15 protein-coding genes are annotated in these 16,875 nt (G+C 62.2%); 10 read left to right on the top strand and 5 right to left on the bottom strand.

Annotation, left to right across the window (positions count from 1 at the left end; genetic code table 11):
• Nucleotides 1-25 precede the first annotated feature (25 nt).
• The 6 genes from phnD to phnN all read left to right on the top strand — a co-directional run bounded on the left by phnD (nucleotide 26) and on the right by phnN (nucleotide 5,955).
• On the top strand, nucleotides 26-937 hold the full coding sequence (gene phnD / locus OEG82_RS16455; protein WP_267613477.1) for a phosphonate ABC transporter substrate-binding protein: 912 nt from the start codon (nucleotides 26-28) through the stop codon (nucleotides 935-937).
• A 74-nt stretch (nucleotides 938-1,011) separates the two neighbouring features.
• Nucleotides 1,012-1,977: a phosphonate ABC transporter, permease protein PhnE gene (gene phnE, locus OEG82_RS16450; protein WP_267613476.1), complete on the top strand. Its 966-nt coding sequence runs from the start codon at nucleotides 1,012-1,014 to the stop codon at nucleotides 1,975-1,977.
• Nucleotides 1,974-3,506 carry a phosphonate ABC transporter, permease protein PhnE gene (gene phnE, locus OEG82_RS16445; protein ID WP_267613475.1) on the top strand — a complete coding sequence of 511 codons (1,533 nt, stop codon included), beginning with the start codon at nucleotides 1,974-1,976 and terminating at the stop codon, nucleotides 3,504-3,506. Before phnE (OEG82_RS16450) ends, phnE (OEG82_RS16445) begins: the two co-directional genes overlap by 4 nt.
• Complete coding sequence (locus OEG82_RS16440) at nucleotides 3,506-4,213, top strand: DUF1045 domain-containing protein (RefSeq protein WP_267613474.1); 708 nt, start codon at nucleotides 3,506-3,508, stop codon at nucleotides 4,211-4,213. Before phnE (OEG82_RS16445) ends, OEG82_RS16440 begins: the two co-directional genes overlap by 1 nt.
• On the top strand, nucleotides 4,214-5,353 hold the full coding sequence (locus OEG82_RS16435) for an alpha-D-ribose 1-methylphosphonate 5-triphosphate diphosphatase (protein ID WP_267613473.1): 1,140 nt from the start codon (nucleotides 4,214-4,216) through the stop codon (nucleotides 5,351-5,353).
• Entirely contained in the window at nucleotides 5,353-5,955 is a 603-nt protein-coding gene (gene phnN / locus OEG82_RS16430; protein WP_267613472.1) for a phosphonate metabolism protein/1,5-bisphosphokinase (PRPP-forming) PhnN, read from the top strand. The genes OEG82_RS16435 and phnN overlap by 1 nt, the downstream gene beginning before the upstream one ends.
• Here the strand turns inward: phnN and OEG82_RS16425 are convergent.
• Nucleotides 5,945-6,223: a hypothetical protein gene (locus OEG82_RS16425; protein WP_267613471.1), complete on the bottom strand. Its 279-nt coding sequence runs from the start codon at nucleotides 6,221-6,223 to the stop codon at nucleotides 5,945-5,947. The two genes, phnN and OEG82_RS16425, sit on opposite strands and share 11 nt — an antisense overlap.
• A 166-nt stretch (nucleotides 6,224-6,389) precedes the next feature.
• On the opposite strand from OEG82_RS16425, the gene OEG82_RS16420 reads away from it, so the two are divergent.
• The 3 genes from OEG82_RS16420 to OEG82_RS16410 all read left to right on the top strand — a co-directional run bounded on the left by OEG82_RS16420 (nucleotide 6,390) and on the right by OEG82_RS16410 (nucleotide 11,191).
• Nucleotides 6,390-7,196, top strand: coding sequence for a metallophosphoesterase (locus tag OEG82_RS16420; RefSeq protein WP_267613470.1), 807 nt, complete (start codon nucleotides 6,390-6,392; stop codon nucleotides 7,194-7,196).
• A gap of 214 nt (nucleotides 7,197-7,410) precedes the next feature.
• The gene (locus tag OEG82_RS16415) at nucleotides 7,411-9,063 is read left to right on the top strand and encodes an FAD-binding dehydrogenase (RefSeq protein ID WP_267613469.1); all 1,653 of its coding nucleotides are present in this window, start codon (nucleotides 7,411-7,413) and stop codon (nucleotides 9,061-9,063) included.
• Nucleotides 9,064-9,172: 109 nt separating this feature from the next.
• Nucleotides 9,173-11,191, top strand: a complete 2,019-nt coding sequence (locus tag OEG82_RS16410) for a CocE/NonD family hydrolase (RefSeq protein WP_267613468.1) — start codon at nucleotides 9,173-9,175, stop codon at nucleotides 11,189-11,191.
• A 39-nt stretch (nucleotides 11,192-11,230) separates the two neighbouring features.
• Here OEG82_RS16410 and OEG82_RS16405 read toward each other — a convergent pair whose 3' ends face one another.
• Nucleotides 11,231-12,220, bottom strand: a complete 990-nt coding sequence (locus tag OEG82_RS16405) for an alpha/beta hydrolase (protein ID WP_267613467.1) — start codon at nucleotides 12,218-12,220, stop codon at nucleotides 11,231-11,233.
• 41 nt (nucleotides 12,221-12,261) lie between these two features.
• On the opposite strand from OEG82_RS16405, the gene OEG82_RS16400 reads away from it, so the two are divergent.
• Complete coding sequence (locus OEG82_RS16400; RefSeq protein WP_267613466.1) at nucleotides 12,262-12,981, top strand: HAD family hydrolase; 720 nt, start codon at nucleotides 12,262-12,264, stop codon at nucleotides 12,979-12,981.
• A 50-nt stretch (nucleotides 12,982-13,031) separates the two neighbouring features.
• On the opposite strand, the gene OEG82_RS16395 is transcribed toward OEG82_RS16400, so the two are convergent.
• From OEG82_RS16395 to OEG82_RS16385, 3 genes are read right to left on the bottom strand one after another with little or no spacing between them, the layout of a single operon-like run.
• Nucleotides 13,032-14,663: an ABC transporter ATP-binding protein gene (locus OEG82_RS16395; RefSeq protein ID WP_267613465.1), complete on the bottom strand. Its 1,632-nt coding sequence runs from the start codon at nucleotides 14,661-14,663 to the stop codon at nucleotides 13,032-13,034.
• Nucleotides 14,660-15,574, bottom strand: a complete 915-nt coding sequence (locus OEG82_RS16390; protein WP_267613464.1) for an ABC transporter permease — start codon at nucleotides 15,572-15,574, stop codon at nucleotides 14,660-14,662. The genes OEG82_RS16395 and OEG82_RS16390 overlap by 4 nt, the downstream gene beginning before the upstream one ends.
• Nucleotides 15,571-16,551, bottom strand: a complete 981-nt coding sequence (locus tag OEG82_RS16385) for an ABC transporter permease (protein WP_267613463.1) — start codon at nucleotides 16,549-16,551, stop codon at nucleotides 15,571-15,573. The genes OEG82_RS16390 and OEG82_RS16385 overlap by 4 nt, the downstream gene beginning before the upstream one ends.
• Between the last annotated feature and the right edge of the window lie 324 nt (nucleotides 16,552-16,875).

Here is a 16,875-nt window from a genome sequence, read left to right as displayed (position 1 = left end):
GCCGGATCTCACCAGGAGCAGATCAATGTTCAAGAAAGCCCTTCTCGCCGCGGCCTCGATTGCCGCTGTCACTGCCGCCCAGCCGGCCGCTGCCGAAGACCTCAAGGATTTCCGCATCGGTATCATCGGTGGCGAAAACGAAGCCGACCGGCTGCGCAATTTCCAGTGCATGTCAGACAAATTGCCGGAAGTTCTCGGCGTTGAAAAAGTCTCGCTGTTTCCGGCTGCCGATTATGACGGCGTGATTCAGGGCCTGCTTGGCGGCACGCTCGATTATGCGGAGCTCGGCGCTTCGGGCTATGCCAAGGTCTATCTCGAGGACCCCAAGGCGGTCGAGCCGATCCTGACCACCATCCAGACCGATGGCGCCACCGGCTATTACTCGGTCATGGTCGCGCGCAAGGATTCGGGCATCACCACGCTGGCTGACCTCAAGGGCAAGAAGCTCGGTTTTGCCGATCCGGATTCCACCTCCGGTTACCTGGTTCCCTCGGTGACCCTGCCTGCCGCCATCGGTGCGCCGATTGCCGAGTTTTTCGGTGAAACCGGCTTCGGCGGCGGTCACGAGAACCTGGTTCTCGAAGTGGTCAAGGGCAATTTCGATGCCGGCACCACCTGGGCTTCCGGCGTTGGCGAGTTCAAGGACGGCTACACCTCGGGCAATCTGAAGAAGATGGTCGACAAGGGTATCGTCGACATGGGTGACCTGGTCCAGGTCTGGCAGTCGCCGCTGATCCCGAACGGCCCGATCGTGGTTCGCACATCGATGGACACCGACATGAAGGCCAAGTTCAAGGATTTCATGATGGCCCTGCCGGAAAGCGATCCGGAATGCTTCTCGGCGATCCAGGGCGGCGACTACAAGGGCTTCACCGAAGTTGACGCCAGCTTCTATCAGGCGATCATCGACGCGCGCCGCGCCAAGATCGGCTCGTAAGCTTCACACCCACCGAACAACCGCGGTTCCTGCCAAAGGGGCCGCGGTTTGCCCTGTCGAGACAGGAATTCTCCATGACCACGCCGCGACATTCCCACATGGTTGCCGAGACCGAACGGCATTGGCAGGCGCTGGCCCGTCAGCGCCGGATCTATACCGGCCTGGGCCTTGCGCTTCTACTGCTGGCGCTGGCCGGGTCGCTGTGGTTTGCCAACGAGACCAATGCCGGCAAGTTCTGGGACCGGCTGCCGCATCTGTTCGACTTTTTCGGCGACCTGATCCCGCGCGACGGCTGGGAGATCTGGCGCGCGATGTTCGATCTCAAGAGCCCCTATGACGACGGCTCGCTGAAATATGACTATCCGGTCGGCCGGGTCTGGCTGACCGAGAGCCTTTACGTGCCCGAATATGTCTACAAGATGATCGAGACCATCAACATCGCCATCGTCTCCACCATCATCGGCTTCGTCTTCGGCTTCCTGTTGTGCTTTCTGGCCGCAGCCAATTTGACGGCGAGGGGCTGGCTGCGTGGCTTCGTGCGGCGGTTTCTGGAGATCCTGCGCGCCTTCCCCGAAATCGTCATTGCCGGTTTTTTTGCCGCGATCCTGTCGCTGGGGCCGGTGCCGGCGATCATCGCCGTGGCGATCCACACCATCGGTTCGCTCGGCAAGATGTTCTTCGAGGTGGTCGAGAACGCCGACATGAAGGCGGATGAGGGCTTGCGCGCCGTGGGCGGCAACTGGGTCGAGCGGGTGCGCTTCGGCATGGTGCCGCAGGTGCTGCCCAATTTCCTGAGCTACACCTTGATGCGGCTGGAAATCAATGTGCGCGCCTCGACCATCATCGGCGCAGTTGGCGGTGGCGGCATCGGCGAAGCCTTGCGCCTGTCGATCAGCCGCGGCCACGAGGCCAAGATCATCGCCATCGTGCTGCTGCTTCTGGCTACGGTCATTGCCGTGGACCAGTTTTCCGCCTGGCTGCGCAAACGCGTGGCGGGTGAACAATTCTTCGCCAGTGCCCGTAAAGGAGCCCTGTTATGACCGCGATGACCGCAGATCGGCTTGCCGACATCGTCGAGCGCTATCCGGACGTGTTCCACCGGTCGTGCCTGGCCCGTTACAGCAAGCTTCTGATCGCCGCCGGGGTCGGTCTCTATCTGGTCTTTGCCTGGAACCTGTTTACCATCGGGCAGGTGATGCAGCGCGGCAGCTGGGATATCGCCGGCAGCTATCTGGCGGACTGGGTGTCCTATGAAGTGCGGCCCGATATAGGCTATCACGACGGCTATCTCGATGTGGAATTCCCGCGGTTTTCGCCGCTCGGTTCCGATCCGAAGCCCGACTGGCTGGTAACAGACCTTGCGGAAGTGACGGTGCAGGCCGAGGCCAGAGCCGCGGCATCCGCTGCATCAACGCCGGCAGCCTCCGGGTTCCTGGTTCCCGGAGCCAAGGGCACGGCCACCGGTTTCATGGCGCCGGGGGCGGCAACAGGCGGTGCGACGGTAGAACAACAACCGGACGCCGTCGCAAGCGCTGAACGCAAAATACTGCCGGTGCGCGCCGTGGTCGACATGGGCTCGGGCAGCGTTGCGGTTGAGCCCTACCGGGTACTGCTGAATCGCGGCAGCGAAAGTCTTCTCATCAATATTGGATCCGATGGTGTTGTCCGCGCCGAGGGCGAATTGCCTGACTGGGCGGTTCAGCGCCGCCCCGGCGAAAAGATCATCGCCAGTTTCGGCCTTGATGGCCGGGTCGAAGTCGAAGATGACGAGGTCAAGATCCGGCAGCGCTTTTTGGGCTGGGAGAATTTTGTCTTCGACCCCTCGTCAGCCTTCTGGAACCGCGGCTTTGGCGATGTCATGGCGGCGATCCTCTGGGGCGAGCGGATCAAATCCGGGCAATCGAATCTGTCACTGGCCGTCGACAATTTTCTCTACAATGCCGAATGGCAGCATGCCGATGTGTTCATCAAGCTGGGGCAGACAATCGTCATGGCCTTTGTCGGCACCCTGTTTGCCACCGCGATCGCCTTTCCGCTGTCCTTCATGGCGGCGCGCAACATCACGCCGAGTTTCCTGACCAACCAGGTGACCAAGCGGCTGTTTGACTTCCTGCGCTCGGTCGACATGCTGATCTGGGCGCTGTTTTTCACCCGCGCCTTCGGGCCGGGGCCGCTGGCCGGTATTTCCGCCATTTTCTTCACCGACACCGGAACGCTGGGAAAACTCTATTCCGAGGCGCTGGAGAATATCGACGAGAAGCAACGTGAGGGTGTACGCTCCCTGGGTGCTAATCCGGTTCTGGTGCAGCGTTTTGGCGTGGTGCCACAGGTTTTGCCTGTGTTTGTCAGCCAGTCGCTGTATTTCTGGGAATCAAACACCCGCTCGGCGACGATCATCGGGGCGGTTGGCGCCGGCGGCATCGGCCTCAAATTGTGGGAGGCGATGCGCACCAATGCGGACTGGGAAAATGTTGCCTATATGGTGCTGCTGATCCTGGTGGTGGTGTATGTTTTTGACACGATATCCGCGCGCCTGCGCGGGTTGCTGATCGGCAGGGGACAGGCTTGATGCGCTATGCATTCTATTTTTCTCCCGGTCCCGGCGAAGTGCTCGCGGATCTGGGCGCCAGCTGGATCGGGCGCGATGTGGCCACCGGCAGGGCGGTCGATCACCCGGACCTCGGCGGCGTGGGAGCGGGCGAACTGGCGTCGATCACCGGTCCGGCTCGGCGCTACGGTTTCCACGCGACGCTGAAAGCACCGTTTCGACTGGCCAAAGGCATGAGCGAGGCGGATCTGATTGATGCGCTCGAGGTCTTTGCGGACACGGCCGCGGCCTTCGAGATCCCGTCGCTGGTTGTCGGCAATCTCGACGGGTTCCTGGCCCTTGTGCCGGGCGGTCCGGTTGCTGAGCTCAACCTTTTTGCCAATTCCGTCGTCGAGGCCTTCGAGCCGTTGCGCGCGCCCTTGTCGGAGCGCGACATCGAGCGGCGCAATCCCGATTCGCTGTCCTCGGTCGAGCTGAAGAACCTGCTGCGCTGGGGCTACCCTTACGTGTTTGACCGTTTCCGCTTTCACATGACCCTGACCACACGCCTGGCCGCGACCGACATTTTTCGCGTGAAAGCGGCGGCGGAAGCGCATTTTGCCCCGATCCTGTCCCGGCCGGTTCCGGTCAGCGCTCTGTCGCTGTTTGTCGAGCCCGAACCGGGCGCGCCCTTTGAGTTTCACAGCCGGACACCGCTGGTGTCGGGCCCATTGAGAAAGACTGCCTGAATGCGCACCGAAACAGTTTTCACCAATGCCCGCCTGGTGCTGGAAGACCGGGTGATCTCCGGGAGCATTGTCTTGCGCGACGGGGTCATTGCCGACATCTCCGAAGGCAATGCGGCCGGCGGCATCGACATGGAGGGCGACTATGTCATCCCCGGTCTGGTCGAGCTGCACACCGACCATCTCGAGGCGCATTACACGCCACGGCCCGGCGTGCGCTGGAACGCGATTTCTGCAATCCAGTCGCATGACGCGCAGATCGCGTCGTCGGGCATTACCACGGTGTTTGACTGCCTGCGGCTGGGATCGGATGCCGGTGACGGTTTCGAGGTGGGCGAAATGCGGGCGATTGCCGATGCCCTGGCCGAAGCGCGGGCGGAAAACCGCTTGCGCGCCGATCACCTCATTCACCTGCGCTGCGAGGTGTCTGCGGCAGATGTGCTGGATCATTTTGCCGATTTCCTGACCGATTCCCGGGTCCGGCTCGCCTCGCTGATGGATCACGCGCCCGGCCAGCGCCAGTTTCAGACCCTTGAGCAATATGCGGTCTACCACAAGGTCAAGCGCGGATTGACCGACGAGGCGTTCAATATCTTCGTCGCCCGGCGGCAGGCGGCCTCCGCGCAATATTCCGACAGGCACCGCAAGGTCCTGTCCAACGCTTGCGCAGAACGGGGCATCACCGTAGCCAGTCATGATGACGCCACCCTGGATCATGTCACCGAGGCGGTCGGCTTTGGCGTCAAGCTGGCTGAGTTTCCGACCAGTCTGGAGGCGGCAAAGGCATCGCACAAGGCCGGCATGAGCGTGCTGATGGGCGCACCCAATGTGGTGCGCGGCGGCTCGCATTCCGGCAATATCGCCGCGACCGATCTTGCCCGGGCCGGCGTGCTGGACGTGCTGTCGTCGGACTATATCCCCTTCAGCCTGATTCAGGCCCCCTTCGTTCTGGCTGACGAGATCGAGGATCTCGATCTGGCCACGGCGATCCGGCTGGTCACCTCGACACCGGCCAGAACCGTTGGACTGGATGACCGCGGCAGCCTGACGCCCGGAAAGCGCGCCGATCTGGTGCGGGTGCGCCGCGACAGCGGCATTCCGGTCGTCCGCTCGGTCTGGCGCCGGGGCGAGCGGGTGGCGTGATGGCAATCGAGACATGGGCGGATACTGCGCAGCCGCCCGGCGGCGCGTTCATCGTGCTGCTCGGGCCGAGCGGCTCGGGCAAGGACACGTTGATTTCGCATGCGCGGCGCGAGCTGTCGGGCTCCTCCGATGTCCTGTTCGTGAGGCGGGTGATCACGCGGCCGGCGGATGCCGGGAATGAAGATCACATCGCCATGACCGATGCCGAATTCGATGCCGCCATGGATGACGGGCAGTTTTCGCTGACCTGGGCGGCGAACGGGCTGCGCTACGGGTTGCCGCGCAGCGTCGAGGCACATCTGGCCGCGGGCAGGGTGGCGGTCGCAAATGGCTCCCGCGGCGCCTGGGATGTGATCTGCAGGGTGTTTCCCACCGCGATGGCTGTGGAGATCAAGGTGGAGCCGGAGGCTTTGGCCAGACGGCTGCAGGCCAGGGGCAGGGAAAGCGCCAGCGAGATTGAAGCGCGGCTGCAGCGCGCGTCGGACCTCACCGACAGGCTTGAGGCCGACATCATCATCGACAATTCCGGACAGGTTGAAGCCGCGGGTGCTGAACTGACCGATTACATCCGGCAGGCCCGCACCGGCAGTATCAGCGGCTAGCGGCCGGATCCTGTTCGGCATCATCCTCTTCAATGTCCGGCCCGCCATCAAGCCGATGCTTGATCGCCAGTGCGTAGATCACATTGAGAACATTGCGATCCTCGACATGCGGGTCGCTCAGCGCCAGGAGAGAGGCGCGGACCAGCCGTTTGCTGGTGGCCTTGGGGCAATTGGCGAAGACATAGTCGTGCAGTTGCACATCCGACAGGCCGAGATAGGCTCCTTCGATCAGCGTGTCATAAACCTTGCGGGTCTTTTTGCCGGGCATTCGCGCGTTCTCGCTGTTTCCTGATATTCAAGTCGCACCCTGATTGTTAGTGATGTCCGGTGTCACAAACAACCGCGGCCGGGATGATGGAGTTCCGGAAACGAATGCTGTCATCGCGCGGCAACACAACGGGGCTAATCACACAGGGACCGGCATGGAGGCCATGATGAAACTTGTGCATATTTCCGACATTCACATCAATGCCGCGCCGATCCTCGGACTTGATTCCATTGCCAATTTCAAGAAATGCCTGGCCCATGTCGAAGCCAATGACCACGACGCCGACCTGGTGGTGATCACCGGTGACCTGACCCATTACGGCCAGGAAGACAGCTACCGGGAGCTTGTCGGCATCCTTGACGCCAGTTCGCTCAAGGGCCGTCTGGAACCAAGGCTGATGATCGGCAACCACGACAACCGCGAGACATTCGCCTCGGTATTCGCGCAGACCAGGCGCGATGAAAACGGCTTCATTCAATGGACCGAGGACACGCCCGCAGGCCTGTTTGTCTATATGGACACAGTCGATGCCGGCCGGCATGGCGGGCTTTATTGCGACAAGCGGATGGCCTGGCTCAAGCGCGTGCTGGATGAGGCGCGGGCCAAGGGCCAGACAGCCTATCTGTTCATGCATCACAACCCGGTGCGGGTGCATGTCGCCAATGCGGATGTGATCGGCATTCTCAACGAGAAGGAACTGCAAGCCCTGCTCAGGGACTATTCCGACACGATCGGCCACATGTTTTTCGGTCATTGCCACTACACGCTGAGCGGCGCTGTCTGCGGCATTTCCTATTCGGCGCCGCGCTCGACCAACCACAGCTGCTGGCCGGATTTCGCGGGCGAGGCCAACCGGATGGGCTATGGCGATCTGGCGCCCAACTACAATGTCTGTTTCCTGGAGGACGAAAATGTGGTGGTGCACACGATCGACTTTCTGGATGCCGACAAGGTTCAGTGGCGCATTGATTGAAACGCCAGCTTCATGCCGGGCGATGCGGCCCGAAATGGAGCTTCCGGCGCCGCTGCCGGAGCCGCAATTGACCATCGACACGGCCTGAAAATTATGGTCCCGTTGGTGAACTGGCGGTTCGCCCGAGACGAGGAGGGGCGCGCCTGCCGGAGATGATGGCCGCTGTCGCCGGTCGCGGACCGCGGCGGTGCCGGCAAGCGGGAGCAGGACAAAAATGGACAGTTGCGATGTGATCGTGGTGGGGGGAGGCCTGGCCGGACTGGTGGCGGCGAACGAGCTTGCCGATCGCGGCAAGCAGGTCATCCTCCTCGATCAGGAGGCGGAGAATTCGCTTGGCGGGCAGGCGTTCTGGTCACTGGGGGGGCTGTTTCTGGTCGATACGCCCGAACAGCGGCGGATGGGCATCAGGGACAGCCGCGAACTGGCCTTGAACGACTGGATGGGCTCGGCGCAGTTTGACCGCAAGGAAGATTTCTGGCCGCGCAAATGGGCCGAGGCCTATGTCGATTTTGCCGCCGGCGAAATGCGGCCCTGGCTTCACAGCATGGGCATGCGCTGGTTTCCGATTGTCGGATGGGCGGAGCGCGGCGGCGGCTTTGCCGATGGCCACGGCAATTCGGTGCCGCGTTTCCATGTCACCTGGGGCGTTGGTCCCGGCACGCTGGCGCCATTTGAAAGCCGTGTCCGGGCACATGTCAAAGCCGGACGGATCGAACTCAGGTTCCGGCACCGCTGCTCCCACATCATCACAGAAAACAGCATCGTCAAAGGGGTGTCCGGGGAGGTTCTGGTCGAGGACATCAAGGACCGCGGCCAATCGACCAGCCGCGAGATCACCGGCGCCTTCGAGCTGAGGGCACCAAGCGTGCTGGTGACCTCGGGCGGCATCGGCGGCAATTTCGACCTGGTGCGCAAGGCGTGGCCGCGAGACCGGCTGGGCGAACCGCCGCGCGAGATGATCGCCGGGGTGCCGGCCCATGTCGATGGCCGGATGATCGCCATCACCGAAGCCGCCGGTGGACGGGTGATCAATGCCGACCGGATGTGGCACTACACCGAGGGCGTGAAGAACTGGGATCCGATCTGGCCCGATCACGGTATTCGGATTTTGCCGGGTCCATCATCGATGTGGTTTGATGCCGAGGGCAACAGGCTCAAGCCGCCATGCCTGCCGGGCTTTGACACGCTGTCGACACTGCGCGAGATTCTGTCCACAAGCCATGATTATTCCTGGTTTGTGATGACCCAGAAGATCCTGAAGAAGGAAGTGGCGCTGTCGGGCTCGGAGCAGAACCCGGATTTTGCCGCCAGGAGCTGGGGCCAGGTGATCCGGCAGCGCCTGTTGAACAAGCAGGCGACGCCGGCGGTCGAGGCCTTCAAGAGCCACGGCGAAGGCTTCATTGTTGCCAATAGCTTGGAGGAGCTGGTTGACGGCATGAATCAGAAGGGCGGCGGTCTGATCGATCTTGAAAAACTGCGCGCCCAGATCGTGGCGCGCGACAGCCAGATCGACAATCCGTTTACCAAGGACGCGCAGTTGATGGCCGTGCATGCGGCGCGCAACTATCGCGGCGACCGTCTGATGCGCACCGCCAAGCCGCACCGGTTGCTCGATCCTGCAAACGGGCCGCTGATCGCCATCAAGCTGCACATTCTCACCCGCAAGACGCTGGGCGGTTTCGAGACCGATCTGAATGGCCAGGTTCTCAACGCGCAGGGCGAAAGGATCGAGGGGCTGTTTGCCGCAGGCGAGGTCAGCGGCTTCGGCGGTGGCGGTTATCATGGCTACAACGCGCTTGAAGGCAGCTTTCTCGGCGGCTGCATCTTCTCGGGCCGGCAGGCCGGTCGCGGCGATGCCATCGCCTGAGCGATTAGACCGGCTGACGGCTTGACCAGGGCGGTGCTGACCTGACATCAGAATGTGCCGGGCATGGTCTGTGAGATTGTCGCTGCGGAGCGAACCAGGGAGACAGGCCATGGCGTCCTTCATGCCGGAGATACAAACGGATTTTCCGCGCGAGATTATCGAGATTGCCGATCAGCCGATCGTCATGCCGGACGGCTGCCGGTTGTCGGCGCGGGTCTGGATGCCGAAGGATGCGGAAGACCATCCGGTTCCGCTGATCCTCGAGCATCTGCCCTATCGCAAGCGCGACGGCACCATTGTCCGCGACAGTCTCACCCATCCCTGGATGGCGGGGCAGGGCTATGCCTGTGTCCGGGTCGACATGCGCGGCAATGGCGATTCCGAAGGCCTGATGGCGGATGAATACACTGCGCAGGAATTGCAGGACGCCTGCGATGTGATTGCATGGGCTGTGGCCCAGCCCTGGTGTTCAGGCACTGCGGGCATGATGGGGATTTCCTGGGGTGGGTTCAATTCGTTGCAGGTCGCAGCACTCAGGCCGCCGGCGCTGAAGGCGATCATCACCATCTGCTCCACCGTCGACCGCTTTGCGGATGACATCCATTTGAAGGGCGGCTGCCTGCTGGGCGAGAATTTCGGCTGGGCGGCAAATATGCTGTCCTATTCGTCACGGCCGCCGGATCCGCTGCTCATCGGACCGGGCTGGCGCGAATTGTGGCTCAACCGGCTCGAACATATGCCGTTCCTGGCGCGCGAGTGGATTTCCCGGCAGGCGCGCGACGATTACTGGAAGCATGGCTCCGTCTGCGAGGATTTTGGCGCCATCGAGGCTGCGGTGCTGTCGATCGGCGGTTGGCATGACGGTTATCGCAACACGATTTCGCATCTGGTCGAAAACATCGAGGCGCCGGTCAAGGGCATCGTCGGGCCGTGGATCCATAAATATCCGCATTATGCCGGCCCCGAGCCGCGCATCGGATTCCTGCAGGAAGCCAAACGCTGGTGGGACCATTGGCTCAAGGGCGCCGACAATGGTGCCGAGAGCCTGCCGGCCTATAGGGCCTGGCTGATGGACAGCATTAAGCCGCAGCGTTGGGTGGATGAACGCCCCGGGCGCTGGATTGCCGAGAGCGAGTGGCCGTCGCCGGACAGTGACGAGCTGGTTCTGAAACTGGGAGACGGCTCGCTCGGCGAGGCGGAGCTGACAACAGCGGTGCCGGTCAACACTCCGAATGATTGCGGCAGTCAGGCCGGCGAATATTTTCCCTTTGCCTACGGGCCGGAATTGCCAGACGAGCAGACACCGGATGATCTGCGGTCCGCCTGTTTTGATGGTGAGGTCCTCACTGAAACGCTGGATATTGTCGGTGCGCCAAAGCTGGCGCTGACGCTGCACTCGGACAAGCCAATGGCGCAACTGGTGGTGCGGCTGTGTGATCTGCGTCCGGACGGCACTTCGGCACTGATCACGATGGGCGTGCTCAACCTGACCCACAGCAAGTCTAGCGAGCAGCCGGAACTGCTGACGCCCGGAGAGGTGTTTGACACCACGGTGGTGCTTGACCAGATCGCCTATCGCATTCCGGCGGGGCATCGCTTGCGGATTGCGGTGTCGACGGCCTGCTGGCCGTTCATCTGGCCCACGCCGGAACGCGCCACGGTGACGCTTGAAGCGGGAAAACTGGCGCTTCCGTTGCGAACGGTGATTGCCGATGCGGATGAGTGCAGCTTTGAAAAGCCGGTCGGGGCGACGCCCTGGCAGCACGAGAATTTGAGACCGTCCGCCTCTACGCGGCAGAGCGAGACAGATCCGGCGACCGGCGTGGTGACGACGACCATATTCAATGATGCGGGCGAGAACCGTGATTCCGACCATGGCCTGGTATCCGGCAGCACCACCCATGAGACCTGGTCGATCCATCCCGATGATCCGCTCTCGGCGACATCACATATCCGCTGGGAGCAGACCATCGGCCGCGATCACTGGCAAACTGCCACCGTTGCGGAGATGAAGATGCGCTGTGACAGGGACTGGTTCTACATTACCGGAAAACTGGTGGCGACGGAGAATGGCGAGGTGATGTTCGACAAGGACTGGGACGAAAAGATTGCGCGTCGTTTCGTCTAAAGCCAGAGCAGCAACACTCCCTGATCATAAGGCAAAACCTTAATAGGGCCAGTCGCCGGCGCCCAGCGATTTTATGCCCCTGACCATCCGGGCAAAGCTGTCGCGAGCGCGGGTGACCGAATGGCGCGCGCGCAGATAGCCGTGAACAAGGCCTTTCTCTTCAAAACAGACGGCGTTGCCGCCGGCTTTCGTGAGGCGGGCGCAATAGTCCGGGCCATCGCCCGACAGCGGATCGCATTCGGCGGTGAAAACAAGTGTCGGCGGCAGGCCGGCAAATTCTGTCGCGGCGAGCGGCGTGAACGCCGGATCATCGACCGGTGAGCGGCCGCCCGAGCGCAGATTGTCGTAATAGATCATGTCTTCGGTGGTCAGCATCGGCGCATGGGCGTGGCTGACAAATGAGCCCTTGGTGGTTTCGGCGCCCAGCGCAGGGTAGATCAACACCTGTCCTGCCGGGGCCCACGCTTCGCCGCGTGTTGCCCAGGCAACCGCGGCCGCCAGATTGCCGCCGGCGCTGTCGCCGCTCAGGACCACCGGGAGATCATAAGTCTCCGCGACATGGCGGAAGGCTGCCAGCGCATCGTCGAACTGGGCCGGATGCAGGTGTTCGGGGGCCAGGCGGTAATCCACCGCGATGACCGCATAGCCGGTTCCGTCGCAGATCTCCGCGCAGATGCTGTCATGGCTGTCGAGCCCACCAAGGACGAAGCCGCCGCCATGCAGATAGAGCACGCAGGCCTGGGGCTTGCCGGATGCGGGCATGTATTCGCGCAGCGGAATGGGAGCGGCGGGTCCGGGGATGGAATAATCCCTGACGCTCACGCCCGAGGGCCGGCCGGCGTCAAATGCCTTGCACAAATCATCATAGACGCGGCGCTGGCCGGCATGGTCGAGACTGGTTGCATCCTCGGGGTAGAACGCCACCGAGATGTCGATGAATCTCCATGTTTCGTCGTCGAGCAGCGTGTCATAGGGCGAGGGGCGCAATGGGAATTCCTTGGAGATCCAGGTGTTGGTGTTGACGCCCATGCAAGCGCGGGGCACAGCTTGAGTCAAACCGGAAACACATCATGACATGGAAATTGAGCAAAACCATCAAAGCCATCCTGTTCGACAAGGATGGCACACTGATCGATTTCGACAAGACCTGGGCTGCGACCAACCGCAAGGGCGCCCTGATCGCCGCTGACGGCGACCCGCAACTGGCCGACATCCTGCTCGATGCCTGCGGCATGGACCCGCAGACCGGCAAGACCCGGGCCGACAGCATGTTTGCTGCAGCCAATGCCCGCGAGATCGCCGCGCATATGGTGACCCATGGCAGCCCACTCGCGCATGGTGATCTGCTTGGCCGGCTCGATCAGATCTTTATCGACGGCGCGGAACAGCCTTGGCCGATTTGTGATCTGGACAGCCTGCTGGAGAGCCTCACCGGCGCTGGTTTGGCACTCGGCATCGCCTCAAGCGATGGTGAGGCCAGCATCCGCCGCACCGTCGAGGTGCTGGGCCTGTCACGCCATATCAGCTTTATCGCCGGCTATGACAGCGGCCATGGACCAAAGCCCGAGCCGGGCATGATCAATGCCTTTGCAGCGCATCTGGGAGTGAGCCCTGCGGAAATCGCCATGGTCGGCGACAATGGCCATGATCTGGAGATGGCCCGCGCTGCCGGCGCAGGTGCGGCAATCGGGGTGCTGTCGGGCACGGGCACGCGCCAGACGCTGGAGCCCCTGGCCGATGTGCTGATCGGGTCGGTGGCGGATCTGCCAGCTTTGCTGGCTGAGAGATAAGAGTCACCGATCCCTGCGCATCCAATTGGCTGCGCGGCGCTGCAGTGTGCTCAGGCGTCGCGTTTTTCCAAAAGATTGGTGAGCCAGTCGGGGTCCATTTCCGGCACCGAGGACAACAACAGCTTGGTGTAATCGGGGAAGGGCGGGGACAGGATCTCGCTTTTCAATCCCTGCTCGACAACCTTGCCCTCGAACATCACCACGATCTCGTCGGAAATCGCCTTCACCGTGGCGATGTCATGAGTGATGAACAGATAGGTGATGTCGTATTTCTTCTGCAGCCGCAGCAGCAATTGCAAAATGCCTTCCTGAACGATCTGGTCGAGCGCCGAGGTGACTTCATCGCAGATGATGATGTCGGGCCGGGCCGCCAGCGCACGGGCGATGCAGATGCGCTGTTTCTGGCCGCCGGAGAGTTCGGACGGCAGCCGGTCCATGAAGCTCTCGTCGAGCTCGATCATGTCGAGAAGCTCGAGGATGCGCTCCTCGCGCTCCTTGCCCTTGAGGCCGAGATAGAATTCGAGCGGCCGGCCGATGATGTCCTCAACCGTCTGGCGCGGGTTCATTGCCGTGTCCGCCATCTGGTAGATCATCTGGATGCGCTGCAACTGGTCTTTGCTGCGATCCCGCAGAGCGGGCGGCAGCGGCTCGCCATTGAAAGTGACGGTGCCGCTGAGCGGCGGCAACAGCCCGGTCATCACCCGAGCCGTGGTTGACTTGCCCGAGCCGGATTCGCCGACGACGGCGACGGTCCGGCCGCGCGGCAGCTTGATGGAGACATCGTGCAGCACCTTGAGCGGGCCGTAGGCGGCGTCGATATTGTCGATGGATAGGATGATATCCTCGCCCTTGACTTCGGGCTTTTCCAGCGCGCGCACGGACCAGAGCGACTTGGTATAGTCCTCCCTCGGCGCGCTCAGCATCTGCCGGGTCGGGGCCTCTTCGACTTCTTCGCCATAGCGCAGCACCTGAATGAAATCAGCCATCTGGGCCACGACTGCGAGGTCATGGGTGATGTAGATCGCGGCGGTGTTGAATTCCTCGACGATGTTGCGCATCGCCGCCAGCACTTCGACCTGGGTGGTAACATCAAGCGCCGTGGTCGGCTCGTCAAAGATGATCAGGTCAGGCCGCGGTGACATCGCCATGGCGGTCATCACCCGCTGCAGCTGTCCGCCGGAAACCTGGTGCGGATAGCGGTTGCCGATGGTTTCGGGATCAGGCAATTGCAGCGCCCGGAACAGCTCCACCGCATCGGCGCGCGATTCCGCGTCTGGCCGGATGCCGCGCCGCGTCGCGGCCTCGACGGTCTGGTCGATCAGCCGGTGGGCAGGGTTGAACGAGGCGGCGGCGGATTGCGCCACATAGGCGATGCGGGTTCCCCACAATTGCCGCTTTTCCCGGTCGCTGGCCTTGGCCAGATCGATGCCGTCGAACATGATCGAGCCGCCGGTGAGCTTGCAGCCGGGCTGGGTGTAGCCCATGGCGGCCTTGCCGAGGGTTGATTTGCCGGCGCCGGATTCCCCGATCAGCCCCATGATCTCGCCGCGGCGAAGCGTCAGGTCGACGCCCTTGATAATCGGATGCCACTGTTCGTCGGAATAGCCGTCGATGGTGATGCCGCGCATCTCCAGCAGGATGTCATTGTTGGCCTCAGCGGCGGTTCCGGAAGTGTCGGTCATTCGCGAAGCCCGCTTGTTTTCTGGAGGAACCAGTCAACGATGAAGTTCACCGCGACGGTCAGCAGCGCAATCGCCGCAGCCGGCAGCAGGGGAGTGATCGCTGCGGTCATGTCATATTTGGCGAACTGGATCAGCGAAGCGTTGGCGCGCACCATCGAGCCCCAGTCAGCGGTTGGCGGCTGGATGCCGACGCCGAGGAAGGACAGCGCCGCAATGGTCAGGAACACGAAGCAGAACCGCAGCCCGAATTCGGCCACCAGCGGCGGCATGATGTTGGGCAGGATTTCCCGGCGCATGATCCAGCCAAGGCCTTCGCCCCGCAGCTTGGCGGCCTCGACATAGTCCATCACCGCAACATTGACCGCGACAGCGCGGGTAAGCCGGAAGACGCGGGTTGAATCGAGCACGGCGATGATGATGATCAGGCTGGTGATGGTCGATCCGAAGATCGACAGCAGCATCAGCGCGAAGATCAGGCTGGGAATGGCCATCAGCACATCGACAAAGCGGCTCAGCGCCTGGTCGAGCCAGCGGCGGTTGATGGCCGCCACCAGGCCCAGTCCGCCGCCAATGAGGAAGGACAGGAAGGTTGTCGCCAGCGCGATGCCCATGGTGTTGCGGGCGCCGTAGATCAGCCGGGTGAGCACATCGCGGCCGATCTGGTCGGTGCCGAAAAAGAACTCGTCGCTCCAGGGCGCGAAGGCCACAGAATGGATCTGGGCCTCGCCATAGGGCGCAAGCACATCTGCGAAGATTGCCACGAGGATGTAGAGCGAGACGACAATCATCCCGAACCAGGCGCTGGGCGGTGCCGATTTCAGCAGCAATCCAACCCGCTCCATGCGGCTTCGGCGTTTGCGGACGGCGCCGACTTCGGCAGCGGCGGCGTAGGTGTCTGGTTGCTCGCTCATCGGGGGTGCAACAATCGCGGGTTGGTGACGATGCCGATGATGTCGGCGGTCAGGTTCAGGAGAATGTAGGTCGCGGCAAAAATCAGCGCGCAGGCCTGGACAACCGGGATGTCGCGGCTGGTCACTGCATCAACCATCAGCTGGCCGATGCCGGGATAGACAAAGACCACTTCAACCACGACCACACCGACGACCAGATAGGCGAGGTTGAAGGCGATGACGGTGGCGATCGGCGCCCAGGCATTGGGCAGGGCATGTTTGAGGATGATCTCGGACCGCGAGGCGCCCTTGAGCCGGGCCATCTCGATATAGGGACTGGCGAGAAGATTGATGATGGCGGCGCGGGTCATGCGCATCATGTGCGCGACAATCACCAGCGTCAGGGTGAGCGCGGGAAGCGCCACCCGGTAGAGCCTTTCGCCCATCGCGGTGGAGGCATCGATATTGGCGAGCGAGGGAAACACCGGCCAGAGCGAGGCGAAGAACAGGATCAGGATATAGGCGACGAAGAATTCCGGCGTGGAAATCGTGGTCAGCGTCGCCGCGTTGACGATCCGGTCATAGGCGGTGTTGCGGTAAAGTGCTGCGGTCAGTCCCAGAAACAGCGCCAGAGGCACGGCGATGACCGCGGTCACGCCGGCGAGAAACAGGGTGTTCCACAGCCGCGGAATGACAAGATCGCTGACCTGGCGGGAGCGGTCCTGGCCGGAGGCGTTGCGGCCCGAAAACGAGGTCCCGAGATCGCCCTGCAGCACCGAGCCGACCCATTCGAAATAGCGGACCGGCGCGGATTTATCGAGGCCGAGCTCCTTGCGAAAGGCGGTGACGGTCTCTTCGGTCGCGGCCTGGCCGAGGACTGCCTCACTGAAGTCTCCAGGCAGCATTGAAATGGAACTGAAGATGATGGCTGAGACGACGAACAGCGTGGCAACGCCCATTCCCAGTCGTTTCAATATGGTCGACAGCACTGCGTTCAAACGCAAAATCCCCTTGGTTGGTCGGAGGTCTTTACGCCCCCTGTCCAGATCGGAAAGAGTGATGACACTCCGCCCGTCCGGAATCTGCGCATATTGTTGTCCAGTGCAGGGCCGTTGTAAACAGGCTGCCCGGATTATGAAGGTATAATGATATGAGCGGCACGCGCATGGCGTGCATGAGCTGTCATGCGCTCTCCTTCGGCATCACGATTGTCGCGGTTAAGTGCGTCTTTGCTCTACATTTTCCTGTTCTGATGGGGTATATCGGCAGGATCGCCGAGGCTTGTTCCGGCTGTTGACCATCTTGGTCGGCGGAACGGGACG

This window comes from Hoeflea ulvae (assembly GCF_026619435.1).
Taxonomy (GTDB): domain Bacteria; phylum Pseudomonadota; class Alphaproteobacteria; order Rhizobiales; family Rhizobiaceae; genus Hoeflea; species Hoeflea ulvae.
This window is presented reverse-complemented; position numbering and strand designations above follow the sequence as displayed.